We start from the raw sequence: 22,409 nt of genomic DNA, 5'->3' as shown, positions 1-22,409 counted from the left end.
CATTCGACAGGTTCTGTAGATAGCGAGCCTGTCAAATGTGAACGACTATTTTTTGAAGCCTGGAATGAAGCGATTAACATCCACTTCAAGGAATTTGCTACGCTGAAAATTTACTTTCAGATTCCATGGAACGGTGCAGTCAAAAATAGTCTTACAGGCAATACCGTGGCCGAGTATTGATGGGCTGAATGCCGGGTCGGATGAAGGGTCGAGCGGATGGCAGCGCACGCCGGGAATAAATATGGTGCTCACATCGCCCTGATAACGCGTCGTCATGGCCCATATCACATCGTTAATATCAAAAACGTCGACGTCCTCATCGACCAACATAACATGCTTCAATTCTGAGAAGGCTGAAAATGCAAGAAGCGCGGCCTGACGCTGCCTACCTTCATCTGCGGGTGTGCGTTTTTTTACCTGTAAAACAGCGAGGTATTTCCCGGTACCCGGCGATGGACAATGGACATTCTGAACAAAGCCTGGCAGCGCTTTTTCGACCATTTGTAAAATACTGGCTTCGGTAGGGATACCGGCCAGATTGGTGTGCTCATCGCTTGCCCCAATGCAGGTTTGCAGGATGGGATGGCGGCGGTGGGTGATGGCTTTGACTTTGATAATCGGAACCTGAGCCTGGGCGCTGCCGGTGTAGCCTGGAAATTCTGGCATGGCCTTACCGGTGTCGCTATTTTGGTCTTCACGAACCCGAACGTTAGGTAAGAGTTCACCTTCGATAACGATTTCAGCGTTGGCGATAGCAAGGGCATTCACGCTTACGCAATTGGTAAGCTCTACTGCCTGTTTCCTCAGGCCTCCTGCAATCGACAATTCATCAAAACCTAGCGGTGTTGTCGGCGGTTCGAAGCAGGCACCGATTTCAATGGCCGGGTCGACGCCAATACTGATGGAGATGGGTAATGCTTTCCCGGCCGCTTCGGCTTTCTGACGGAAGCTGTCAAGATGGCGTCCTGGAACGAAATACATTGAGATTTCGTCTTTGCTTTGCACACATAAACGATGGATTGTGACGTCATGTTCACCCGTTTCCGGGTCGGCGGCATAGCACATACCGAGGGTAAAGTAGGGGCCTGCATCTTCTGGGGTATTGGTTGGCGCAGGTAATATTTTCAGAATATCGAAATCAGGATCGGTTGCCAGGTGGACAACCTCCTGACATGCCGCCTGGTCACGTGGGATCACAATCGGCGCGATAGCCGTTGCGACGGAATCTTTTAGCATAAAAGCCAAATTTTCGGGTGTGGTGCCAAATAGGCGAGCAACGCGTTTGCGCGAGCAGAGCAGGCCAATCAATACTTTTACATCATCGTACCCTTTGACTTTATTGAATATCATGGCCGGCCCCACCTGAGTTGGGCGCTGTACGGTGCCATGCGCCCCAACATAGCGGTATACCCCGGATAATTCTGCAATAGGGTCGACGGGTTCATCGGTATAAATCAATTCATCATCATATTGGCTTAATACCGCGAGTGCGGAACGAAGATCGGTCACTTTTTGCTGTTCCTTAAACATTAATCTCTCCTTTAATTTTTTACTAAGCGATGACGCGCTGGTCATAAAACACGCACGCTCTGATTTTTATCATCACGGTGAGTTTAATTTTCAATAAATACAAATAAGAGTCCAATAACATTGCCCCGCATTTTAATAAGGATTTATTATTAGTGGCTTCCAGGAGGTTGCTATGGATTATCGGCAGTTACATGCATTTGTTGTACTGGCAGAAGAACTACATTTTGGGCGGGCTGCACAGAGGCTAAACGTCACTCAACCTGCGCTTACCCAGCAAATTAAAAGCCTTGAGAACGCGTTGGAACTGATGTTGTTTGTTCGCGACCGGCGTCATGTTTCATTGACCGCTGAGGGGTTGTTTTTAATTGAAGAGGCGCGAACTATTCTTGGTCATTATGATAAGTTTCGCGAGAATGCAAATAGCTTGCGTTCAGGGCATAAGGGGCAATTAAAAGTCGGCTATGTGGGATCCTCTATCCTTGATCCTGCATTAACATTGTTAATAAAAAATTACCGGCACAAAAAATCAGAGGCCGACCTCATTATAGAAGAACATAATGCTCATGATTTATTAACATTTTTGCTGGATAAACGAATAGACCTTGCTTTTGTTCGCTCTCCGATACCGCAATATGAACAGCTGGAATATATGAATATAGCTACCCGTTCGCTGATTGCCGTGTTACCGCGTCATCATGAACTGGGTCATAGCCGAAAAATCTCTTTGTCATCACTGGCGGGTGAGCAATTCTTTATTCAAAAGGATCCCTACGGCGTGGGATTGGGGTGGTCGGCGATGAGTGCCTGTCAGCAGGCCGGGTTTATTCCCCAGAAAATTCAGTATACGCGTGATGTGTCGGTTGCTATTGGCCTGGTATCCATGGGAATGGGAGTTGCGCTGGTACCTGAAACACAAAGCTCGATGCTGATGTCAGACGTGAGCTACTGTCTGCTGGAGGAGGCATTTGCCACCACGACCTTGACCTTATGCTGGCGACGGCAAATAAAAAATAACCTTTTACGCGACGTTATCAACTATACCCGGGAGCTGACTAGCCGCCAGGAACATCGGGTTACTCAGCGTGTAGCGGCTAAAAATTGACAAGATTTGGCGTGAACCCATTTTTCAGAAGACGATATTCCCTTCTTAGCAGGCCCGTTTCCGGGCCTTGCAGAGTTGGGATTAGGCTACTGGGTAGATATTGCGGTTGCGCATGACCCCTTCCTGTACCGTCGAGGCCACCAGAGTGCCGTCCTGGGTATAGAACTCCCCGCGTACAAAACCGCGAGCGCTGGAGGCCGATGTGCTTTCAACGCTATAAAGCAACCATTCGTTAATATTGAACGGACGATGGAACCACATTGAATGATCGATAGTAGCAACCTGCATTCCCGGCTCAAGAAATCCCACGCCGTGCGGCTGCAGAGCTACTGGCAGGAAGTTGAAGTCTGAAGCATAGCCCAGTAAATACTGATGAATACGGAGATCCTCCGGTACTGCGCCGTTAGCGCGGATCCACACCTGACGCGTTGGTTGTGCAACGTGGCCTTTCAGCGGGTTATGGAATTCAGCCGGACGAATCTCCAGTGGTTTATCGCAGAGAAACTTATCTTTAACCTGCGGCGGCAGTAAATGGGCCAGCTTGCGGGCAATATCTGTTTCAGAAGGGAGGTCGTCCGGCGCAGGAGCTGACGGCATCGGTTTCTGATGTTCGTAGCCGGACTCCGGGGCCTGGAAAGAGGCTGTCATGTAGAAAATCGGCTTACCGTTCTGAATGGCCGCGACTCGCCGGGCGCTGAAGCTATTGCCATCACGCAGGACTTCCACATCATAGATTATCGGTTTCTGGCTATCGCCGGGCCGCAGAAAATAGCTATGAAATGAGTGAATCAGGCGTTCAGTGGGGACTGTCTCTTTTGCCGCATACAATGCCTGACCAACCACCTGGCCACCAAAAACCTGGCGCAATCCCAGATCTTCGCTCTGCCCGCGGAATAGCCCTTCTTCAATTTTTTCCAGATTTAACAATGCCAGCAGATTGGATAGTGCCTGACTCATAGTGACCCTCAATCAATGATAACTGCCTTGTGCAGCGCGTAATTGAGGCAAAGTATAACCTGGAATCGCAAGTGGTCCGATGGGTGTAATAATCTGAATATGAGCTCCTTTCCAGGAAGAGATCTGAGATCTGTGCCACACTTATTCACGATACTAATGTCCTGTCCCTGATTCTGGCAGGATGTACTCCTGTTACAGTAGGGATGAAAAGGAGAACATAATGAAATTTGCCTATATGTTAAGTGCCTTAGCCGTAGCGGCTACGTTGACCGCCTGTGCGAATAATCGCAACGGCAATGCAGCAAATCAAACGGCAGCGCCCGATCCTTATGGCATTGCCTCACTGAGCTCCTCGCAGCAGCAGCCTAACGTTTCCGGGACAATCAATATTAGACAGCGCGTGGCGTTGCCGCCGGACGCAGTATTGACTGTCACCTTGTCAGATGCATCTCTGGCTGATGCTCCAGCGCACGTGTTGGCGCAAAAAGCGGTAAGGACGGAAGGGAAGCAGGCGCCGTTTAACTTTGTGCTGCCTTACAACCAGGCAGACATTAAGCCTAACGCACGCATTTTGTTAAGTTCTGCAATTACTGTGAATGGTCAGCTGATGTTTATCACTGATACCGTGCAAACGGTGATAAACCAGGGGGGCAATCGTGCCGATCTGTTACTGGTGCCGGTACAGCAGACGGCTGTTCCGGTAGCCAACGCTGCCCCCGTCGCGCAATAAAATCATCAGCGCCCCTGCCTGTTCAGGGGCCTTTTTTTGCCTCTAATAAATCCAACGGTAGTGCTGCAGGTCAATATGACCGCTACCGGAAACCTGCACGCCTTCCGCCAGTAGCGCCTGTCGTTGACGTTGCAGATCGGGACCAGTCAGAGAGATGTCCCCGTGACGGTTGACCACCCGATGCCAGGGGAGAGTAGAGCCTTCCGGTAGACGCTTTAATACTCCCCCGACCTGGCGTGCAGCGCGCGGCGAGCCTGCCAAATGGGCAATGTCGCCATAGGTGGCAACGTAACCTTCCGGTATCGAGGCGATTATCTGCCAGACCCGCTGTGGAAAGGTATCGTGAGAATCCATGGTACGTCCTGTTGCCGGAAAACGTTCAGGATAAGCGTTGGACGGCAGACTGTACAGATGACGACTCAAGCCGATTTTGCAACGGTAAATTCCAGTGCCAGGCCAAGGATCTGCATACCATGGATATTTTCGTTCGGGGTATTGCTCAGCAGGCTTTCAAGAAACTTCAGGCGTTTGGACTGAGCGTTAATGATCAGTTTAGCCCGCATCGCCGGGAGCTTAAGCGTTGATATCGGGTACACCACGCGGCCGCTAACTTCGATGGGCAACTTGCGCAGTTCAACGTGCTGGAGCACGCCGACGCTGGAGTAAAGCAGCGCAACCGGCGTCACAGCCAGCAGTTGGGCATCGCTAATCGTGATGAAATCCAGCATCAGTTCTGGGCGCAGGAAGTTTAAACCGTGGAAAGGAACGGTGACTTCGTCGATAGGGGGCATCGCCAGGGTGGTGATTAAACGCGGTAATTCACTCATTCAGGTACCATTGGGATAACGTATTGATTAAAAAGGATACAAAGTATGTATGGTATTATGAATGACGACGGGAAATTGTGCTGAGAGTATGCTCGCAATCTCTTTATTTCACCCCGCTGAAGTGTATCGATAAGTATCCTGTGATACTCATTTGCTGGTTTTGCGCAATAAATCAGCAGGCGATCGGCGGTAGCTTGCAATTCACTGGCCCAGCAGGGATAATGCGCCAGCGCGTTAGGTAACTAGCGCTCTCAATGGGGGCTCTGTTGGTTCTCCCGCAACGCTACTCTGTTTACCAGGTCAGATCCGGAAGGAAGCAGCCAGAGCAGACGACGTGTGTGCCGGGATGTAGCTGGCAGGGCCCCCACCCATTTCTGGGTCTCAAAATTTTCTATCCCACAGTAAAGTGGCGACTTTTCCCTCTCTCAATATTTAATATCCACAGTTATTCTGTGTATTTTTTTATTCCTAAAATGCCTGGTTCTTATGCCAAAAAATTATTATGTCATAAAATTGAAATTTAACTGAAATATTAATGTCATTTTCGTGTCATATATGGCGTGCAAATTAGTTATGGGAAAATGTTGTTAGATATAAGCTGGAAATATATCTCTGGATCAGCATGTTAACTTCGTGTATTAATTATATGATAATTTTATTTCACGGGAAGCGTGATTATGACCACTGTGGTTCTGAACGTAAAAATTGATAGCGAGTTAAAAGAAAAACTGCGTCAGTATGCGGAAGAAAATAACGAGAATTTAGGGACAGCGACGGAGAAACTACTGTTGCTAGCTTTTCAGGTAGTGGATTCAGCAGACGAGGCGGGGGTTTCGGAAGAAGATATCGATAGCCAGCATACCGAAGAGGAAACGTCTCCATTGACCCCTAAAGAAATCAAAGCATTACGTAAAATTCTGAAGAAGAGAAAATGAAACAACAACTCTCTACAGCCAGCAACTATAGCGAAGCCTGCGACATGCTACGATCCGGCTACGTTAAGCATGTACGTCTGAACTGGAATATTGGTAGCGATGAGTTTTTTCGCATTGCATCCGATTGGTGTGATACCGGTGCAAAAATTAAAAAAGATGAAGATGGTTTTATTATATCGCTAAAAGGTTTTGCGATTCCGCGCCAGCATTGATGAAATTATTTCATTTTTGTCATCGGACTGACATGTCGTAATGACAAGATTGAATGGCAATTTTATAAAAACATCTCATATGCATCATGGATGATGGTTTTTGACGGGCTGGCTCCAGCCCGTCGATATTTTATTATATGATTTTCCGCAGGCGAAAATTATCCTTCTGTTGCGTAAGGCTATGCCATAGCGGCTGCAGCGTATTGAAGGCGTTGCGTAGTTCCTCATCAGACAGCGTGAAGGGCAAACGTAAATAACGGTCAAATGCGCCAGCCAGACCGAAACGCGTTCCTGTTCTGATATGAATCCCGCGACTTTCTGCCCGTACCGAAAACAGTGTCGCCAGCATTCCTGGTAATTCCACCCAAAAAGAGAGCCCTCCTTCGGGCAACGTAAAACGCCAATGCGGGAAAAACTCAGCCATCAGTTCGCCACACATGTCCCTGCGGGCGGCCAGCATCGTCCGGCGTGATGGTAACAGCGTTTTTTCATTTTCCAGTAACCAGCAGCAGGCCAGTTGTTCCAGCAGCGGAGAGCCCAGATCGAGGGAGTCGCGTGCCTGGACCAGCGATGCAATGGTTCGTGAAGACGCGCGGATCCAGCCTATGCGCAATCCTCCCCAAAAACTTTTCCCCGCCGAGCCGATAGTGATTACCGGCGCGTCCGGATTAAACGTCGCTAATGGAGGCGGTGGTGGGGCGTCGTACCATAAATCGACCATCGTCTCATCGACCACCAGAGTGGTGCGAGTTTGCGCTGCGATATCGGCAACCCGCTGGCGGGTAGCGCTATCCATGCAACGACCAGTGGGGTTATGAAAGTCGGGCATCAGCCAGGCCAGTCGTGGGGCCGTTTGCGCGATTGTCGCTGCCAGACCGTCGCAATCCCATCCCTGCGCTGGTAACGCGACGCCAACCGGGCGGCACGATGCTCCCTGAATTGCGCTGATCGCCATGGGGTAAGTTGGCGCATCTACCACCACGCGATCGCCTGGTCCGGTTAATAAACGCAGCACCAGGGCAAATCCGCTTAGCGCTCCATTGACGATCATCACTTCGTCACTGCGCGTCGGCAGGCCGCGCTCGCTATAGCGATGGGCGATGGCTTCGCGAAGAAGCGGCAGGCCTTGCTGATCGTAACCGGTATTGGATAAATGCTGAGGCATGATCTTGAGAGCCTGATTGTAGGCTTGATGGATCTCAGGTCCAGCGCTGAGCGCAGCAACGGCCAGATTGACTGACAACGGGTCCGGCGTTTTGGCTGCCATATTTACGGGGCGTTCCGGCAGAGCGATACGCGATCCGCTGCCCTGGCGACTGTAGAGATAGCCTTCCTCTCTCAGTTGCCCGAGCGCGCTGGCAACCGTAGTGCGGCTGATATTCAGAGCGGCTGCCAGTTCACGTTCGCCGGGTAGCCTGGTTTCCAAAGCCAGGCGACCATCGAGGATTAGCAGGCGTAGAGCTTCAGCTAACTGACGCCAGAGCGGCGTACGGGAGGCGGATTCTTGCCAGTTACCGAGCAATCGGACCAGCGATTGTGAACCAAAGCGACGAGATGACATAGCAATCCACTTTTTAAAAACTGGCCATTAATTATCAATCCATTTTTACTGATGATAGCGGAAATCGCAATGACTCTGAGGTGAAAATGGTACGTCGCTTACTGCAACTTTACATCGGTCTGGTCCTGTACGGCGTATCGACCGCGCTATTTGTTCATGCCAATCTCGGGGCCGATCCGTGGGATGTTTTTCATCTGGGGATTGGCAAACAATTCAGTCTGGATTTCGGCACGGTGATGATCCTGACCGGCGCGGCGGTGCTGCTGTTGTGGATCCCGCTACGGCAAATGCCGGGTCTGGGTACAGTGAGTAATGTGGTTGTGTTAGGGCTGGCAGCAAATGCCACTCTGGCGGTATTGCCGCCTATAGAATCGCTCGTGTCGAGCAGTCTCCTGCTGGTGGGAGCTATCGTGCTGAATGCACTGGCAACTGGCATGTATATTGGTGCCGGTTTCGGCCCGGGCCCTCGCGATGGTCTGATGACTGGCCTGCATGCACGTACAGGGTGGTCGTTGCGCGGCATTCGTACAGCGATTGAAGTATCGGTTCTGCTGATTGGCTGGCTGTTAGGCGGTAAATTTGGCGTAGGTACCGTACTTTATGCGCTAACGATTGGGCCACTGATTCAGCTGTGCTTGCCGTGGTTTCGCCAGCCAATTACGCGCAAAGCGTCGGCAAAACGCAGTGAGGTTATTTCCTGATTTTAAGCCGTCATCAAGTGCAGAGACTAAACTTATCAATTCAGATACAGCCGGGTTCTCCGGCTGTGCTGTTCACTTCGGAGAATTAACTCATGAAGTACGTTGATGGTTTTGTTGTTGCCGTACCGGCGGAAAATAAGGAGGCATACCGCGAAATGGCAGCAAAGGCCGCGCCACTCTTTAAAGAGTTTGGCGCGCTGCGCGTGGTGGAGTGTTGGGCGGATGATGTCCCCGATGGAAAGTTGACCGACTTCCGTATGGCAGTGAAAGCTGAAGATGATGAAGAGGTGGTGTTTAGCTGGATTGAATATGCTTCGAAAGAAGCCAGGGATGCCGCCAACGCCAAAATGATGGCCGATCCGCGGATGAAAGAGTTCGGCGATAATATGCCATTTGACGGTAAACGAATGATTTTCGGCGGTTTCGTACCGCTACTGGATGAGTAATTCATCTCTGCCATCCCCGCAGCCAGTGGGGATGGCAATAGCTTCGTTACAAACTGCTCCAGCCATGCAACATCATATAGAAACCCACCACGATAATCAGCGTGCCGGAAATCCACGGTGCTTTTCGCGACAGATTGTTCAGCCCCGGCCAGCGGTTGGCGACGTGTTTCACGCTTAAAGCCGCAATCGCGCCAGAGGCGACTAAGGTAAGCGCCAGCCCCACGCTAAACCCCAACACCAGCGTCGCTCCCAGCGAGAATTTTTTCAACTGCAGGCAAATGAGCAATACGGTAATTGATGCCGGACAGGGGATTAAACCACCCGTCAGCCCGAATAACATGATTTGCCCGGTGGTGACTTGTTGTCCGTTAAAGCGACGATTGATCTCTTCTGCATGCGCTCGCTGGTGCGCGTCCTGCCAGTCGGAGGCAACCAGCGGACCTTGATGGGGGGGAGAGTTGTATTCATGTGGATGGTGATGATCATGATGATGTTCATGTTCATGTTCATGTTCATGTTCATGTTCATGTTCATGTTCATGTTCATGCGGGCGAGATTCGCGCCAGGTTCGCCACAGCATCCAGCAGGCGATCAGTACGATAAGGATCCCTGAAATCAGCTGAAACCAGGGTTCTGATGTCTGCGCGTCCCAGCCGCGACCAAACCATAAACCCGCCATCGCCACCAGCCAGACGACCGCCGTATGCGATATGGTTGCAGCTAGCCCCAGCAGTACCGCCTGCTTCAACGTGCCACGCACCGCCACAATAAATGCCGCCATCATTGTTTTAGAGTGCCCCGGCTCGAGGCCGTGCAGTGCGCCGAGCAGAATGGCGCTGGGTATAAATAACCAGGCATTGCCTTGCTGCAAAAGTGAAGTGAAATCGTTCATAACCAACTCCCGCTAAAAGTGATCGTATGCTACTCCCCCCCAGTACATAAATACTACCCCCCAGTAGAAAAATACTCCGGGGGAGTAGAGCATGTTATGCTGTTGTCATTCCATACAAAGGCCTTTAGCGGCAAAAATTGACTCATTGAAGAGTGGATCGCGATATGTCACATACCGTTCGTCACAAGAAGATGTTATTGACCAGATTGAAGAAAATTCAGGGGCAAAGTGCGGCGCTGGAGAAAATGCTCAATCGGGAACATGAATGCGCAGAGGTGTTGCAGCAGCTTGCGGCGATCCGCGGGGCGGTCAACGGTATGATGTTGCAGGTCATCCAGGGACACTTAACGGACCATGTCGTTAAAGAACCAGAAGAAGGCCAGCGTGAAGCCGACCTTGAAGTGGTCATGCAGGTGGTCAAATCCTACCTGAAGTGAATTCAGGCGCGATTTTCATCAGGCTCTGTGGGGTGTGCTTTGAGGTTATTCTCTGCCCACAGGATAAACTTCTCTTTCGGCAGAGCCTTGCTGTAAAGCCAGCCTTGGGCATATTGCACACCATGATCGCGCAGCCAGTCGCGCTGGCTTTCGGTTTCCACACCTTCCGCAACGGTCGCCAGATTAAGCGCTTTCGCCATCTCGATAATGTGCGGCGTAAGCGGTTTGTACTCCAGCGTATCGACAAACGATTTATCGATTTTCAGAGTATCAACGTCCAGTTTTTGCAAATAGCTCAGGCTGGAGTAGCCGGTACCGAAATCATCAATGGAGATACGATGCCCTGCCTTGCGGTAGCCCGCGATAACCGGCAGGGTGATTTGCGGATCAACAAAACCGCGTTCGGTAATTTCCAGGATGATTTGCTGGGCATGGATATTCCAGATAAGAAGCTGTTCGCGTAAAAGCTGCGGCAGCTTTGGCGAACGCAAGTCATCGACCGACAGATTAATCGCAATATGGATATCCGGGCGCTGGCGTAACCAGGGGCCAAGGTCGGCAAAGATTTTTCTGACAATATCTTCCGTTAAGCGGGTGATAAGCCCGGTCTGTTCGGCAAGCGGAATAAAAATATCCGGCGATAAAAAGCTACCATCCGGTTGCTGCCAGCGCGCCAGCGCTTCAGCGCCAACGATTTTTCCACTTTGTAGCGAAATTATGGGTTGGTAATACACCTGAATGGCGTTGGAGTGCAGGGCGTCCAGCATCCCGTAGCGCGGTGAGCGTAATCTTCTTAACAAGCGAAGAAGCAGGAACGAGGTCAGCAGGCTAGTGAATAAACCAATCGGTAGCCACAGTATCAGCTGCTGATGGAGTTTTTTCTGTAATGGCAGCGTGGATGACCAGGTGGCGATAGCCAGACCCAGCTCAGGAATGGTGTGAATACGATAAACGGTATTATTGAGAGTCAGCGTATCGGCATCCAGGCGTTTAATTTTCGCCCAGGCTACCGCATCGAGCGGCTTACTGCTGATAATAATCTGATTGCGCTTGGTTCCGAACAAGAGAGTGTGAATCTCTTCCTGGCCTAATGGAATCACATCAATAAACGAAGTGGGATCAATCATCACCACATGATGCTCGCTGCCCATTGCCGTCATTTTATGTTGCAGGCCCAGGTCGTTAACCGATGTAAGCCAGGCACGATAGCCGTCGCTAGTGATGTGATCAGGTACCGGAAAGGTTACTGAAACCTGGTGATCTTCAAGAGAAGAGCACTGCGGAATGCCATCGCGTAACCACAGAACCTCCTGCACGTAGCGATGGGTATAGGCAATGCGCCGCATTTCGAGTAAGTGCTGTGGGCTACAGGTGGCTGCCGTGTGGGTATCCGCTTCCTTGAGCGCTTCTCGTGCCTGGTCGGCTACCTGCTGGACGCGCTCCAGAACGCGGGCGGAAAAATTATCCAGTTCGGTGTAAAACTGCATTTTGGCCTGCTGGGTTGCTAACCAGATACTCAGGACTATGGGCAAAATAATGGCAAGTATTAGTACCCCTGTAACCAGACTCACTTGATGCCGGGTCGTCATGAGTATTTCCTTAATTTATCGAGGGGTTCGATGAGTATACGCGAAAGATAAAAAACGTAGTGGTCAGGAAATCAGAGTTGCGCGGGATAAAAAAGCCCGAATCGCGAGATACCGACGATTTCGGGCAAACAGTGGATGATCCGCGGCGCTTAACGCTTTGAGCGATGCGGAGAAAAACGAGGGCTAGCATGCTGACAATAAGGGTTATCAGCATATATTCGTATTCTAAAGCGTAATCATGACAGCCAGATGTTGTGCTTAATGGGCATCCGGTGCAGAGATATCGGCGCTAATCCGCAGGTCATTTTCATCGAACACCATGCAGTAGCGATCGTCGAACGCAACGCTAATTTTCTGCCAGGGGCGGAAATGAACGTCGCCGGGCAGCAGGATTTTGACGTTATCATGGCCATAACACTGACCGAACAGATAGGTATTGTTGCCCAGTCTCTCGACCACTTCGCATTGAAACTCAACGACGGTCCCTGTGTTCACGTTGGTTGAGAGATGCTCAGGGCGAATACCGAGCGTAACGGGGGCACCAGGCAGCAGCGGCGAAGTGGTGATGTTGAGCGTCAGGTGGTGATCTTGCGCCATCTTCACGCTGAGCTGGCCTGGTTGCCAGGCGGTCACCGTGGCGGGAAGGAAGTTCATTTTCGGTGAACCAATGAATCCAGCAACGAATTTATTGACCGGATTGTAATACAGCGACATCGGTGAGCCCATCTGCTCAACTTTGCCGTAGTTCATCACGACTATTTTATCGGCCAGAGTCATTGCTTCGACCTGATCGTGGGTGACATAGACCATGGTGGTCTTGAGTTCGTGGTGTAGTTTGGCGATATGCAGACGCATCTCGACGCGTAATTCAGCATCAAGGTTGGAGAGCGGTTCATCAAACATAAACACTCGCGGATTGCGCACAATAGCGCGGCCAATCGCCACGCGCTGGCGCTGACCACCTGAGAGCTGTTTAGGTTTACGATCCAGCAGATGCGAAAGCTGCAGCGTTTTTGCCACCATCTCAACCTGACGGCGAATTTCATCTTTCGGGACTTTATTGACCTTAAGGCCATAGCCCATATTTTCCGCAACCGTCATATGCGGATAAAGCGCGTAAGACTGAAATACCATCGCTACGCCACGATGGGCTGGAACCACGTCGTTCATCACTTCATCGCCAATCAGCACTTCACCGTCGCTGACCTCCTCGAGTCCGGCAATCATGCGCAGTAGCGTAGATTTACCGCAGCCGGACGGGCCGACGAAAACCGCAAATTCACCATCTTCAATATCAAGATTTACCTGATGCAGCGTCACTGTACTGCCGAACCGCTTGGTGACATTCCTCAGTCGTATATTGGACATCAACATTCCCCGGGTTAGTAGCCGTTGTTTGCCGTTGGGATTAGGGCTGTAATGTGGTTTTGTACAACGTATAACAATTCAGCCTGACGATGCTCAACGACACTAAAGTCATGTGATGACTATAACTTCCAGCGTTTTTGCGCCATACAGTGATGTTTCATTTCTGCAATCATGATCACACAACTGGCAGCTTTCAGTAGTTTTATCCGCATTCAAAGCGTAGCGTATAACAAATTCAATGTGACGGAAGTTTTCATTATGAATCACCGTTTATCAATAGATTCAAACATTACAAAAAGTCGTACCACTCAATAAAAACCATTTAATTGTTATACCTTCACATGAGGTTGATAATGAAAAAGAACACTCTTGCTGCACTGATCCTTACCACTTTGTCTGCCGGGCAGTTAGTGAGCCTGCAGGCGCACGCGGCTGGGCAGCTCAACGTCTGGGAAGACATTAAGAAATCTGACGGTATCAAAACCGCGGTGAGTGATTTTGAAAAGCAGTACAACGTTAAGGTGAATGTGCAGGAGATGCCTTACGCCCAGCAGCTGGAAAAGCTGCGCCTTGATGGCCCGGCGGGTATTGGCCCTGATGTACTGGTTATCCCGAACGATCAGCTAGGCGGCGCGGTTGTACAGGGGCTTTTATCGCCTTTGACGCTGGACCAGGCAAAACAAGACGTTTTCACACCTGCGTCAATCAACGCTTTCCACATGGATAATGTGTTGTACGGCGTGCCGAAAGCGGTGGAAACCCTGGTGCTGATTTACAACAAAGACCTGATTGCCCAGCCGCTGGATAGCCTGCAGGCATGGTTCGACTATTCGAAAAAACAGCGCGAAGAGGGCAAATACGGCCTGTTGGCGAAGTTTGATCAGATCTATTACAGCTGGGGCGCTATCGGGCCAATGGGCGGCTACATCTTCGGCAAGAACGACAAAGGTGGTTTTAACCCGCAGGACGTTGGCCTGAATAAACCTGGCGCGGTGGAAGCGGTCACCTTCCTGAAAAAATTCTATGCCGAAAAGGTTTTCCCGGCCGGGATCCTTGGGGACAACGGACTGAATGCTATCGATTCACTGTTCACCGAGAAGAAAGCGGCGGCAGTGATTAACGGTCCGTGGGCCTTCCAGCCGTATGAAGCGGCAGGCATCAACTACGGGGTCGTGCCGCTACCGACGCTGCCGGACGGCAAACCAATGAGCTCCTTCCTCGGTGTGAAAGGTTATGTGGTCTCGACGTGGAGCAAAGACAAAGCTCTGGCGCAGCAGTTCATCGAATTCATCAACCAGCCGCAGTACGTGAAAGCGCGCTATATCGCAACTGGCGAAATCCCGCCGTTGAAAGCGATGATTGACGATCCGGTGATTAAGAATGACGAAAAGGCCAGCGCGGTGGCCGTGCAGTCGGCGCGGGCGACGGCGATGCCTGGCATTCCGGAAATGGGCGAAGTCTGGGGTCCGGCGAATGCCGCTCTGGAACTGAGCCTGACCGGGAAACAGGATCCGCAGGCGGCGCTTGATGGGGCTGAGAAGCAGATCAAGATGCAGATCGAAGCGATGCAGGCCAGCAATCAATAATCAAGTGATGTAACAGAACGGGAGGTACTCCTCCCGTTTTCAGAAGGAGTCGTGTGTGATTATCAATCCCAGCGAAAATATTGCCGAGGTGCGCGGCGCAGGACGCCATGCGTGGTGCGGCCTGTTGCTGGCTATCGTGCCGGGTTTTGGGCAGTTTTATCACCGTCAGTGGTTGAAGGGGATTGTCTTCCTGGTGCTGCTGAGTAGCTTTATAAGCGTTTTTTATGATTTTCTCAGCGAGGGCTTATGGGGGCTATATACCTTAGGCGAAGAGGTACCGCGGGATAATTCTATTTTCCTGCTGGCGGAAGGGATTATCAGCGTACTGATTGTCGCCTTTGGCCTGCTGGTCTATTTTCTCTCGCTGCGCGATGCCTGGGTAAATGGCAAAAAGCGCGATGAGGGCATGGCGCTAAATAGCGTGCGCAAGCAGTATCAGATGCTGCTCAGAGACGGTTTTCCCTATCTGATGATTAGCCCCGGCTTTATTCTGCTGGTGTTTGTCGTCATCTTCCCGATTTTGTTTGGTTTTGCCATTGCCTTTACCAACTACAACCTTTACCACACGCCGCCGGCGAAGCTGGTGGATTGGGTCGGGTTCAAAAACTTCATCAACATCTTCACATTATCCATCTGGCGCTCAACCTTCTTTGATGTGTTGCAGTGGACAGTGGTGTGGACTTTACTGGCGACGACGTTGCAATGTACCGTCGGTGTGCTGCTGGCCATTCTGGTCAACCAGAAAGATCTACGCTTTAAGCCGATGATTCGTACTATTTTTATTCTGCCGTGGGCGGTGCCGGGGTTCGTGACAATTCTGGTTTTTGCCGGGATGTTCAACGATTCGTTCGGGGTGATTAATAACGCGATTTTATCCTTCTTCGGCATCAGCCCGAAGGCGTGGCTGACCGATCCGTTCTGGACCAAGACTGCGCTGATCATGATGCAGACCTGGCTGGGCTTCCCGTTTGTCTTTGCCATGACTACCGGCGTACTGCAGGCGATACCGGACGATCTTTATGAAGCGGCCACCATGGACGGCGCAAGCGCGTATACCCGTCTGCGCACCATTACTCTGCCGCTGGTGCTGTACTCGATTGCGCCGATCATCATCACCCAGTACACCTTCAACTTTAACAACTTCAACATCATCTATCTGTTCAACAACGGCGGCCCTGCGGTGGCGGGTTCCAATGCTGGGGGTACGGATATTCTGGTGTCGTGGATTTATAAATTGACGATGTCGTCTTCGCAATACGCCATCGCGGCCACCATTACGATCCTGCTGTCGATTTTCGTTGTCGGCCTGGCGTTGTGGCAGTTCCGCGCCACTAAATCCTTCAAAAACGACGACATGGCGTAAGGGAAGCAAATGGCTAAATCACCGAGTATTAAACGCGAAAAGTGGATTCGCCTGTCACTGACCTGGCTGGTGGTAATCCTGGTGTCGACGATCATCATCTACCCGTTGGTATGGACTGTAGGGGCATCACTGAACGCCGGGAATAGTCTGCTGAGTACGTCGATTATTCCAGAGAACCTGTCGTTCCAGCATTACGCCGACCTGTTTAATGGCAATGTGAACTACCTGACCTGGTACTGGAATTCGATGAAGATCAGTTTCATGACCATGGTGCTGACCTTAATCAGCGTGAGCTTCACCGCCTACGCGTTCTCTCGTTTTCGTTTCAAAGGACGACAGAATGGGCTGATGCTGTTCCTGTTACTACAGATGATCCCGCAGTTCTCGGCGCTCATTGCGATCTTTGTTTTGTCGCAGTTGCTGGGGCTGATCAACAGCCATCTGGCGCTGGTGCTGATCTACGTTGGTGGCATGATCCCGATGAATACCTGGCTTATGAAGGGATATCTGGATGCGATCCCTAAAGATCTGGATGAGTCCGCACGTATGGATGGCGCCAGCAGCTTCCGCATTTTTTTCGAAATCATCATGCCGCTGTCAAAGCCGATCCTCGCGGTGGTAGCGCTGTTCTCGTTCACCGGCCCGCTGGGGGATTTTATTCTCTCCAGCACTATCCTGCGTACCCCGGATAAGTACACGCTGCCGATCGGCCTGTACAACCTGGTAGCGCAGAAAATGGGTGCCAGCTACACCACTTATGCAGCGGGAGCGGTGCTGATTGCCGTCCCGGTCGCGATTCTCTATCTGGCGCTGCAAAAATACTTTGTTTCCGGCCTGACCTCTGGCAGTACAAAAGGATAACCTCATGAAAAGATTAACACCCGCGTGGCTTGCTGTTTCTCTGGCATGCTGTTTCTCCGCCAGTACGTTTGCCGCCGATGCGCTGCAAACGAAGGCGTTCAACAATATGCCCGCTGATTTTATTAAAGGTGCGGATATTTCCACGTTGCTTGATGCGGAAAAGCACGGGGCAAAGTTTTATAACCACAATAATCAGCAGCAGGATCCGATCGCGATTTTGAAGGCTGATGGCGTGAATTATGTTCGCCTGCGTCTGTGGGTTGATCCTAAAGATGCTCAGGGTCAGGGCTACGGTGGCGGTGATAACGATCTGGCGGCGACGCTGGTGCTGGCGAAACGTGCAAAAGCGCAGGGTATGAAGCTGCTGCTCGATTTCCACTACAGCGATTTCTGGACCGACCCGGGTAAGCAGTACAAGCCGAAGGCCTGGGATAAAATGGACTATCCGCAGCTGAAAACCACCATCCACGACTACACCCGCGACACGATTGCCCGCTTTAAACAGGAAGGCGTGCTGCCGGATATGGTGCAGATCGGTAACGAGATTAACGGCGGTATGCTGTGGCCGGAGGGTAAAAGCTGGGGGCAGGGCGGTGGTGAATTCGATCGCCTCGCAGGACTGCTTAACGCGGCTATTGATGGCCTGAAAGAAAATCTCACCGGCGGCGAGCAGGTGAAAATTATGCTTCATCTGGCGGAAGGAACCAAAAACGATACCTTCCGCTGGTGGTTTGATGAAATCAGCAAGCGCAACGTGCCTTACGACATTATCGGTCTGTCGATGTACACCTACTGGAATGGCCCGATTAGCGCGTTGAAAGCCAATATGGACGATATCAGCAAGCGCTATAACAAAGACGTGATTGTTGTTGAGGCTGCCTACGCTTATACCCTGGAGAACTGCGATAACGCGGAAAATAGTTTCCAGGCGAAAGAGGAAAAGGATGGCGGTTATCCGGCGACCGTACAAGGGCAATATAATTATATTCACGATTTAATGCAGGCCGTTATCGACGTGCCGGAACATCGCGGAAAAGGTATTTTTTATTGGGAGCCGACGTGGATCGCTGTGCCGGGAAATACCTGGGCGACACCTGCCGGAATGAAATATATCCACGATGAGTGGAAAGAGGGCAATGCCCGGGAAAATCAGGCGCTGTTTGATTGCCAGGGAAAAGCATTGCCATCGATGAAGGTATTTAATTAATCATTCAGCTTTAAACTTCAGGATGTTTATTATGAAAAAATTTGCGCCTTTAAGTCCTAAGGTTAATGCGCTATTGCATGGCGCTGACTATAACCCGGAGCAGTGGGAGAATTATCCCGATATTATCGACAAAGATATTGCCATGATGCAGCAGGCAAAATGTAATGTGATGTCGGTGGGGATATTTAGCTGGGCGAAGCTTGAACCTCAGGAAGGCGTATTTGAGTTTGGCTGGCTGGACAGTATTCTCGATAAACTGTATGCCGCCGGAATTCATGTCTATCTCGCCACCCCAAGCGGCGCGCGTCCGGCGTGGATGTCGCAGAAGTATCCTCAGGTGCTACGCGTTGGTCGCGATCGGGTGCCTGCACTGCACGGTGGACGCCATAACCACTGCATGTCATCACCGGTTTATCGTGAGAAAACCCTGAAAATCAACACGCTGCTGGCTGAACGTTATTCGCAGCACCCGGCGGTGCTGGGCTGGCATATCTCCAACGAATACGGTGGTGAGTGCCACTGCGGGCTGTGTCAGGAGCGGTTCCGTGACTGGCTGAAGGCGCGTTATGAAACCCTGGATAATCTCAACCACGCGTGGTGGAGCACTTTCTGGAGTCATACTTACAGCGACTGGTCGCAGATTGAATCACCAGCCCCGCAGGGGGAAGTCTCAATTCATGGTCTTAACCTTGACTGGCATCGTTTCAACACCGCGCAGGTGACTGACTTCTGCCACCATGAAGTTGCCCCTCTGAAAGCAGCGAATGCTGAACTGCCGGTGACAACCAACTTCATGGAGTATTTTTACGATTACGACTACTGGCAGTTGGCGCAGGCGCTGGACTTCATCTCATGGGATAGCTATCCCATGTGGCACCGTGACAAAGATGAAACCACGCTGGCTTGCTATACCGCCATGTATCACGACATGATGCGCAGCCTGAAGGGCGGTAAACCGTTTGTGCTGATGGAATCCACGCCGAGCTCGACCAACTGGCAGCCGACCAGCAAACTGAAGAAGCCGGGAATGCATATTCTCTCTTCTATGCAGGCCGTCGCGCACGGTGCCGATTCGGTGCAGTATTTCCAGTGGCGCAAGAGTCGTGGTTCGGTAGAAAAATTCCACGGGGCGATTATCGATCACGTAGGCCACCTGGATACTCGAGTAGGCCGTGAAGTGACTAAGCTCGGCGATATGTTAAGCAAGTTGCCGGGCGTGGTGGGTTGCAGGACGGATGCCAAAGTGGCGATTATCTTCGACCAGCAAAACCGCTGGGCGCTGGATGACGCCCAGGGACCGCGTAATCTCGGGATGGAGTATGAAAATACCGTCAACGAACACTATCGTCCATTCTGGGAGCAGGGGATCGCCGTCGATATTATTGATGCGGATGTTGACCTGAGCGCCTATCAGCTGGTTATTGCTCCTATGTTGTACATGGTACGCGAGGGATTCGCCGAGCGCGCCGAAGATTTCGTTGCCAACGGCGGTCAGTTAGTTACAACATACTGGACAGGTATCGTTAACGAAACTGACCTGTGCCATCTCGGCGGCTTCCCAGGCCCATTACGTAAGCTGCTGGGCATTTGGGCGGAAGAGATCGACTGCCTGAACGAGGGTGAATATAATCTGGTGCAAGGACTGGCGGGGAATAAAGGCGGATTGCAGGGGCCGTATCAGGTACGCCACCTGTGTGAACTGATTCATACTGAAGCCGCGCAGCCGCTGGCGACATACCGCGATGATTTTTATGCCGGAAGACCAGCGGTTACCGTCAATCACTTCGGTAAAGGTAAGGCCTGGCACGTTGCTTCACGTAACGATCTTGCCTTCCAGCGCGATTTCTTCGCTACCATAAGCAAAGAGTTGGCGCTGCCGCGTGCCGTTGAGGCTGATTTGCCGCCGGGGGTCGTGGCAACTGCGCGAACTGATGGCGAAACCACTTATGTATTCCTGCAAAACTACAGTACCCAGCAACATAGCATTACGCTGCCGCAGGGTTACCAGGATAGCCTGACCGGTGCGGCGCTGAACGCGTCATTGACCTTAACAGCATGGGATTGCCGTATCCTTAGCCGTAACGCGTAATTCCTCTCCACCCGCGCCTGCTCATTGAGCAGGCGTTTTTTTATCTGCTTATCAGGAGTCTATTATGGTGAGTTTAAAATCCTTTCTGAATTATTTCTCCCAACCCCGCACCGCAGTGCCTTTGAGTACAACGGAGCAACAACAGATTGAATCTTTGATTCAGGCTTTCGGCGGTGAGTCGAATATTATTCATGTTGATGCTTGTATTACCCGTTTACGCGTCACGGTGAATAACCTGGCGATTGTTGATTCTCAGGCATTACAGCAGCAGGGTGCGCTGGGGGTTATTATTTTGGGGCAGCAGGTGCATGCTATTTTCGGTAAGCAGTCGGATGCTTTACGACAATTACTTGACGAACACTTTGCAAGTCGTAAATAAAATAAAACGGGATAACGCAATAATGGGTTATCCCGAAAATATAACAAGTTATTCAATGGCAATAATCATTACCGGAGGGTAATTAACGACCTTACAGTTGGAGAGAAAACGGTTTAAATTTTATTACCACCAGGCTTCTACCTGGACACCAAAGTTCCACGTATTGTTAGCAGTTTGATCTTCAAATGGTTTGCCATTTTCAGAATCATTCAAATATGAAGCGAAAATACGCAGTTCCGGACGTGACATAAAGTCAGGGCCATCGGCCAGGCCCAGCGCAATGGTGTATTTTTCACCGGCCTGTTTATACTCGGAGTTGTTCTTGTAGCTGTCTTTTTGATAGAAACCGCCCACTTCGCCAATCAGGCGTACGTACTCGGTAAACTGATACTGCCCGCGAGCGACCAGCGACAACATACGCGTTTTATCCGTGTATTCAGTAATGTTGTCCGCAGAACCCCAGGTCAGAACATGGTTAATCGAGAACTTGTCGGTAATCGGAATTAAACCGGTATTAATAACGCGATATCCGGTGGCGTCATTGACGTAGTTCCACATATCGTACCAACCGCCGCCCTGGGAGATCATGTTCTGCGCCAACCCTTTGTTGGCGTATTGCAGTACCGTTTTGTTGTAGCCACCCAGCATATCCTGACTAATCTCACCGGTCAGCATGACGCCATTTTCAGCATCATACAGTCCGCCGTAGGTATCCTGCTTTTTAGTGGTGTTCGGCATTGCGTAGTCGATACCAAATTCCGTCCAGGCACCAGACCACGGTTTCCAGCCAGCGTAGCGCAGGTCGAGATAGTTAATGTTTACATCACTGTCGCCATCGACGCGGTAATCAACGTCATTCGCGTCGCCGCGGATCCAGGCAAAGGAGACGGCCCCAGGACCGAGAGTGTAGTTTTCAAGTCCCGCACCGGAGCCGGAAATGTTCCAGTATTTGGTATCGATGATGTGTAGATCGTGGCGCTGATAGTAGCGTTTACCGCCCCAAATGACCGCATTTGGATCGCCAGGGACCAGGCCTTTAATTTGCAGGTTCAACTGGCGTAGACCAAACTGCGCATCGTCATCCAGCGTGGTTTCGTTATCGTTGGAGCCGTCAGAGACCATGCTGACCATGCTATCGAGGTAGAAACTAACATCGTTTTTCTTGTAGACCTCTGAGCCTAACTCCAGCTCACCATAGGTATCAGATTCGTTACCCAGACGGCCTATTTTGTTTTTTTGCCATTCAGCCTGACTACCGTCACCGGAGACCCCAACCCCGGCGCGCATATAACCATGAAAATCGATACCTGGGACAGCGGCGGAAGCAGCCAACACGGATGGTGAAATCAGCGCAGCGGCCAACGCAACGGAGAGTGTGCGCAGCGTAGTGTTCATGTCTATCCTCTTATTTTTGTATTACGTTCACATAACCGATGTCATAAAATGCCTAAACCTAAATTCAGGCAATTGAATGATCGCCATAGTGTGATTAACTGCAAATAAATAGGCGTATTTTGTTACAGATGGTGAGTCCATTCACAATTCAATGTATTGTGAGCGTCGTACTTTTTATGGCGATTGTCATCAGGGGGATGTTGCTGTGAGCGTTTTTTCATATTGCCCCTGTTACAATCCAG

Annotated in this window: 22 protein-coding genes and 1 other RNA gene; 14 read left to right on the top strand and 9 right to left on the bottom strand. The window is 50.9% G+C overall.

What is annotated here, in order from left to right; all coding sequences use genetic code 11:
• Window positions 1-45: 45 nt before the first annotated feature.
• Window positions 46-1,530, bottom strand: coding sequence for a UbiD family decarboxylase (locus AC07P6_RS23455; RefSeq protein ID WP_478314837.1), 1,485 nt, complete (start codon window positions 1,528-1,530; stop codon window positions 46-48).
• A 172-nt stretch (window positions 1,531-1,702) separates the two neighbouring features.
• On the opposite strand from AC07P6_RS23455, the gene AC07P6_RS23450 reads away from it, so the two are divergent.
• The gene (locus AC07P6_RS23450) at window positions 1,703-2,632 is read left to right on the top strand and encodes a LysR substrate-binding domain-containing protein (protein ID WP_478314836.1); all 930 of its coding nucleotides are present in this window, start codon (window positions 1,703-1,705) and stop codon (window positions 2,630-2,632) included.
• 81 nt (window positions 2,633-2,713) lie between these two features.
• Here AC07P6_RS23450 and tesB read toward each other — a convergent pair whose 3' ends face one another.
• A complete protein-coding gene (tesB, locus tag AC07P6_RS23445) occupies window positions 2,714-3,589 on the bottom strand; it encodes an acyl-CoA thioesterase II (protein WP_434659963.1) in 876 nt (291 codons plus the stop codon).
• Window positions 3,590-3,809: 220 nt separating this feature from the next.
• Here tesB and AC07P6_RS23440 point away from each other — a divergent pair, with 220 nt between their 5' ends.
• Window positions 3,810-4,319, top strand: coding sequence for a YbaY family lipoprotein (locus AC07P6_RS23440; RefSeq protein ID WP_478314835.1), 510 nt, complete (start codon window positions 3,810-3,812; stop codon window positions 4,317-4,319).
• A gap of 42 nt (window positions 4,320-4,361) precedes the next feature.
• On the opposite strand, the gene AC07P6_RS23435 is transcribed toward AC07P6_RS23440, so the two are convergent.
• Window positions 4,362-4,673 (bottom strand): MGMT family protein, encoded by a 312-nt coding sequence (locus tag AC07P6_RS23435; RefSeq protein WP_182236772.1) that lies wholly within the window; start codon window positions 4,671-4,673, stop codon window positions 4,362-4,364.
• A 65-nt stretch (window positions 4,674-4,738) separates the two neighbouring features.
• The gene (locus AC07P6_RS23430; protein ID WP_304256617.1) at window positions 4,739-5,146 is read right to left on the bottom strand and encodes a dTDP-glucose pyrophosphorylase; all 408 of its coding nucleotides are present in this window, start codon (window positions 5,144-5,146) and stop codon (window positions 4,739-4,741) included.
• 264 nt (window positions 5,147-5,410) lie between these two features.
• On the opposite strand from AC07P6_RS23430, the gene ffs reads away from it, so the two are divergent.
• From ffs to AC07P6_RS23415, 3 genes are all read left to right on the top strand, one after another.
• An RNA gene (ffs, locus tag AC07P6_RS23425) (signal recognition particle sRNA small type) lies at window positions 5,411-5,507 on the top strand.
• A 316-nt stretch (window positions 5,508-5,823) separates the two neighbouring features.
• Window positions 5,824-6,081, top strand: a complete 258-nt coding sequence (locus tag AC07P6_RS23420) for a hypothetical protein (protein WP_110273725.1) — start codon at window positions 5,824-5,826, stop codon at window positions 6,079-6,081.
• A complete protein-coding gene (locus AC07P6_RS23415) occupies window positions 6,078-6,293 on the top strand; it encodes a hypothetical protein (protein ID WP_110273724.1) in 216 nt (71 codons plus the stop codon). The genes AC07P6_RS23420 and AC07P6_RS23415 overlap by 4 nt, the downstream gene beginning before the upstream one ends.
• Window positions 6,294-6,426: 133 nt before the next feature.
• Here AC07P6_RS23415 and yczR read toward each other — a convergent pair whose 3' ends face one another.
• Window positions 6,427-7,854 (bottom strand): MocR-like transcription factor YczR, encoded by a 1,428-nt coding sequence (gene yczR / locus AC07P6_RS23410; RefSeq protein WP_478314834.1) that lies wholly within the window; start codon window positions 7,852-7,854, stop codon window positions 6,427-6,429.
• 86 nt (window positions 7,855-7,940) lie between these two features.
• Between yczR and yczE the strand changes: the two genes are divergently transcribed.
• Window positions 7,941-8,555 carry a membrane protein YczE gene (gene yczE / locus AC07P6_RS23405; protein WP_304256624.1) on the top strand — a complete coding sequence of 205 codons (615 nt, stop codon included), beginning with the start codon at window positions 7,941-7,943 and terminating at the stop codon, window positions 8,553-8,555.
• Window positions 8,556-8,647: 92 nt separating this feature from the next.
• On the top strand, window positions 8,648-9,001 hold the full coding sequence (locus AC07P6_RS23400) for a DUF1428 domain-containing protein (RefSeq protein WP_181483296.1): 354 nt from the start codon (window positions 8,648-8,650) through the stop codon (window positions 8,999-9,001).
• A gap of 46 nt (window positions 9,002-9,047) precedes the next feature.
• Here AC07P6_RS23400 and AC07P6_RS23395 read toward each other — a convergent pair whose 3' ends face one another.
• Window positions 9,048-9,893 carry a nickel/cobalt efflux protein RcnA gene (locus AC07P6_RS23395; protein WP_478314833.1) on the bottom strand — a complete coding sequence of 282 codons (846 nt, stop codon included), beginning with the start codon at window positions 9,891-9,893 and terminating at the stop codon, window positions 9,048-9,050.
• Window positions 9,894-10,057: 164 nt separating this feature from the next.
• Between AC07P6_RS23395 and AC07P6_RS23390 the strand changes: the two genes are divergently transcribed.
• Entirely contained in the window at window positions 10,058-10,330 is a 273-nt protein-coding gene (locus tag AC07P6_RS23390; RefSeq protein ID WP_110273719.1) for a metal-sensing transcriptional repressor, read from the top strand.
• Between the two features lie 2 nt (window positions 10,331-10,332).
• Here AC07P6_RS23390 and AC07P6_RS23385 read toward each other — a convergent pair whose 3' ends face one another.
• Together AC07P6_RS23385 and AC07P6_RS23380 are read right to left on the bottom strand one after the other, a co-directional pair.
• Window positions 10,333-11,919 (bottom strand): EAL domain-containing protein, encoded by a 1,587-nt coding sequence (locus tag AC07P6_RS23385; protein WP_478314832.1) that lies wholly within the window; start codon window positions 11,917-11,919, stop codon window positions 10,333-10,335.
• A gap of 258 nt (window positions 11,920-12,177) precedes the next feature.
• Window positions 12,178-13,287, bottom strand: a complete 1,110-nt coding sequence (locus AC07P6_RS23380; RefSeq protein ID WP_478314831.1) for an ABC transporter ATP-binding protein — start codon at window positions 13,285-13,287, stop codon at window positions 12,178-12,180.
• Between the two features lie 353 nt (window positions 13,288-13,640).
• Here AC07P6_RS23380 and AC07P6_RS23375 point away from each other — a divergent pair, with 353 nt between their 5' ends.
• The 6 genes from AC07P6_RS23375 to AC07P6_RS23350 all read left to right on the top strand — a co-directional run bounded on the left by AC07P6_RS23375 (window position 13,641) and on the right by AC07P6_RS23350 (window position 20,772).
• Window positions 13,641-14,873 (top strand): maltodextrin ABC transporter substrate-binding protein, encoded by a 1,233-nt coding sequence (locus AC07P6_RS23375; protein WP_304256632.1) that lies wholly within the window; start codon window positions 13,641-13,643, stop codon window positions 14,871-14,873.
• A gap of 55 nt (window positions 14,874-14,928) precedes the next feature.
• Window positions 14,929-16,236, top strand: a complete 1,308-nt coding sequence (locus AC07P6_RS23370) for a carbohydrate ABC transporter permease (RefSeq protein WP_182236792.1) — start codon at window positions 14,929-14,931, stop codon at window positions 16,234-16,236.
• Between the two features lie 9 nt (window positions 16,237-16,245).
• Window positions 16,246-17,097, top strand: coding sequence for a sugar ABC transporter permease (locus AC07P6_RS23365; RefSeq protein ID WP_112214163.1), 852 nt, complete (start codon window positions 16,246-16,248; stop codon window positions 17,095-17,097).
• A gap of 4 nt (window positions 17,098-17,101) precedes the next feature.
• On the top strand, window positions 17,102-18,304 hold the full coding sequence (locus AC07P6_RS23360) for a glycoside hydrolase family 53 protein (RefSeq protein ID WP_478314830.1): 1,203 nt from the start codon (window positions 17,102-17,104) through the stop codon (window positions 18,302-18,304).
• Window positions 18,305-18,335: 31 nt separating this feature from the next.
• The gene (locus AC07P6_RS23355; RefSeq protein ID WP_478314829.1) at window positions 18,336-20,393 is read left to right on the top strand and encodes a beta-galactosidase; all 2,058 of its coding nucleotides are present in this window, start codon (window positions 18,336-18,338) and stop codon (window positions 20,391-20,393) included.
• 64 nt (window positions 20,394-20,457) lie between these two features.
• Complete coding sequence (locus tag AC07P6_RS23350; RefSeq protein WP_182236798.1) at window positions 20,458-20,772, top strand: PTS sugar transporter subunit IIB; 315 nt, start codon at window positions 20,458-20,460, stop codon at window positions 20,770-20,772.
• 123 nt (window positions 20,773-20,895) lie between these two features.
• Here the strand turns inward: AC07P6_RS23350 and AC07P6_RS23345 are convergent, their stop codons facing one another.
• Window positions 20,896-22,167 carry a maltoporin gene (locus AC07P6_RS23345; RefSeq protein ID WP_478314828.1) on the bottom strand — a complete coding sequence of 424 codons (1,272 nt, stop codon included), beginning with the start codon at window positions 22,165-22,167 and terminating at the stop codon, window positions 20,896-20,898.
• Between the last annotated feature and the right edge of the window lie 242 nt (window positions 22,168-22,409).

The sequence above is a fragment of the Klebsiella sp. GFKo11 genome (assembly GCF_056490265.1).
Note: the sequence above shows the minus strand (reverse complement) of the source record. Positions and strands in the feature narration are given on the sequence as shown.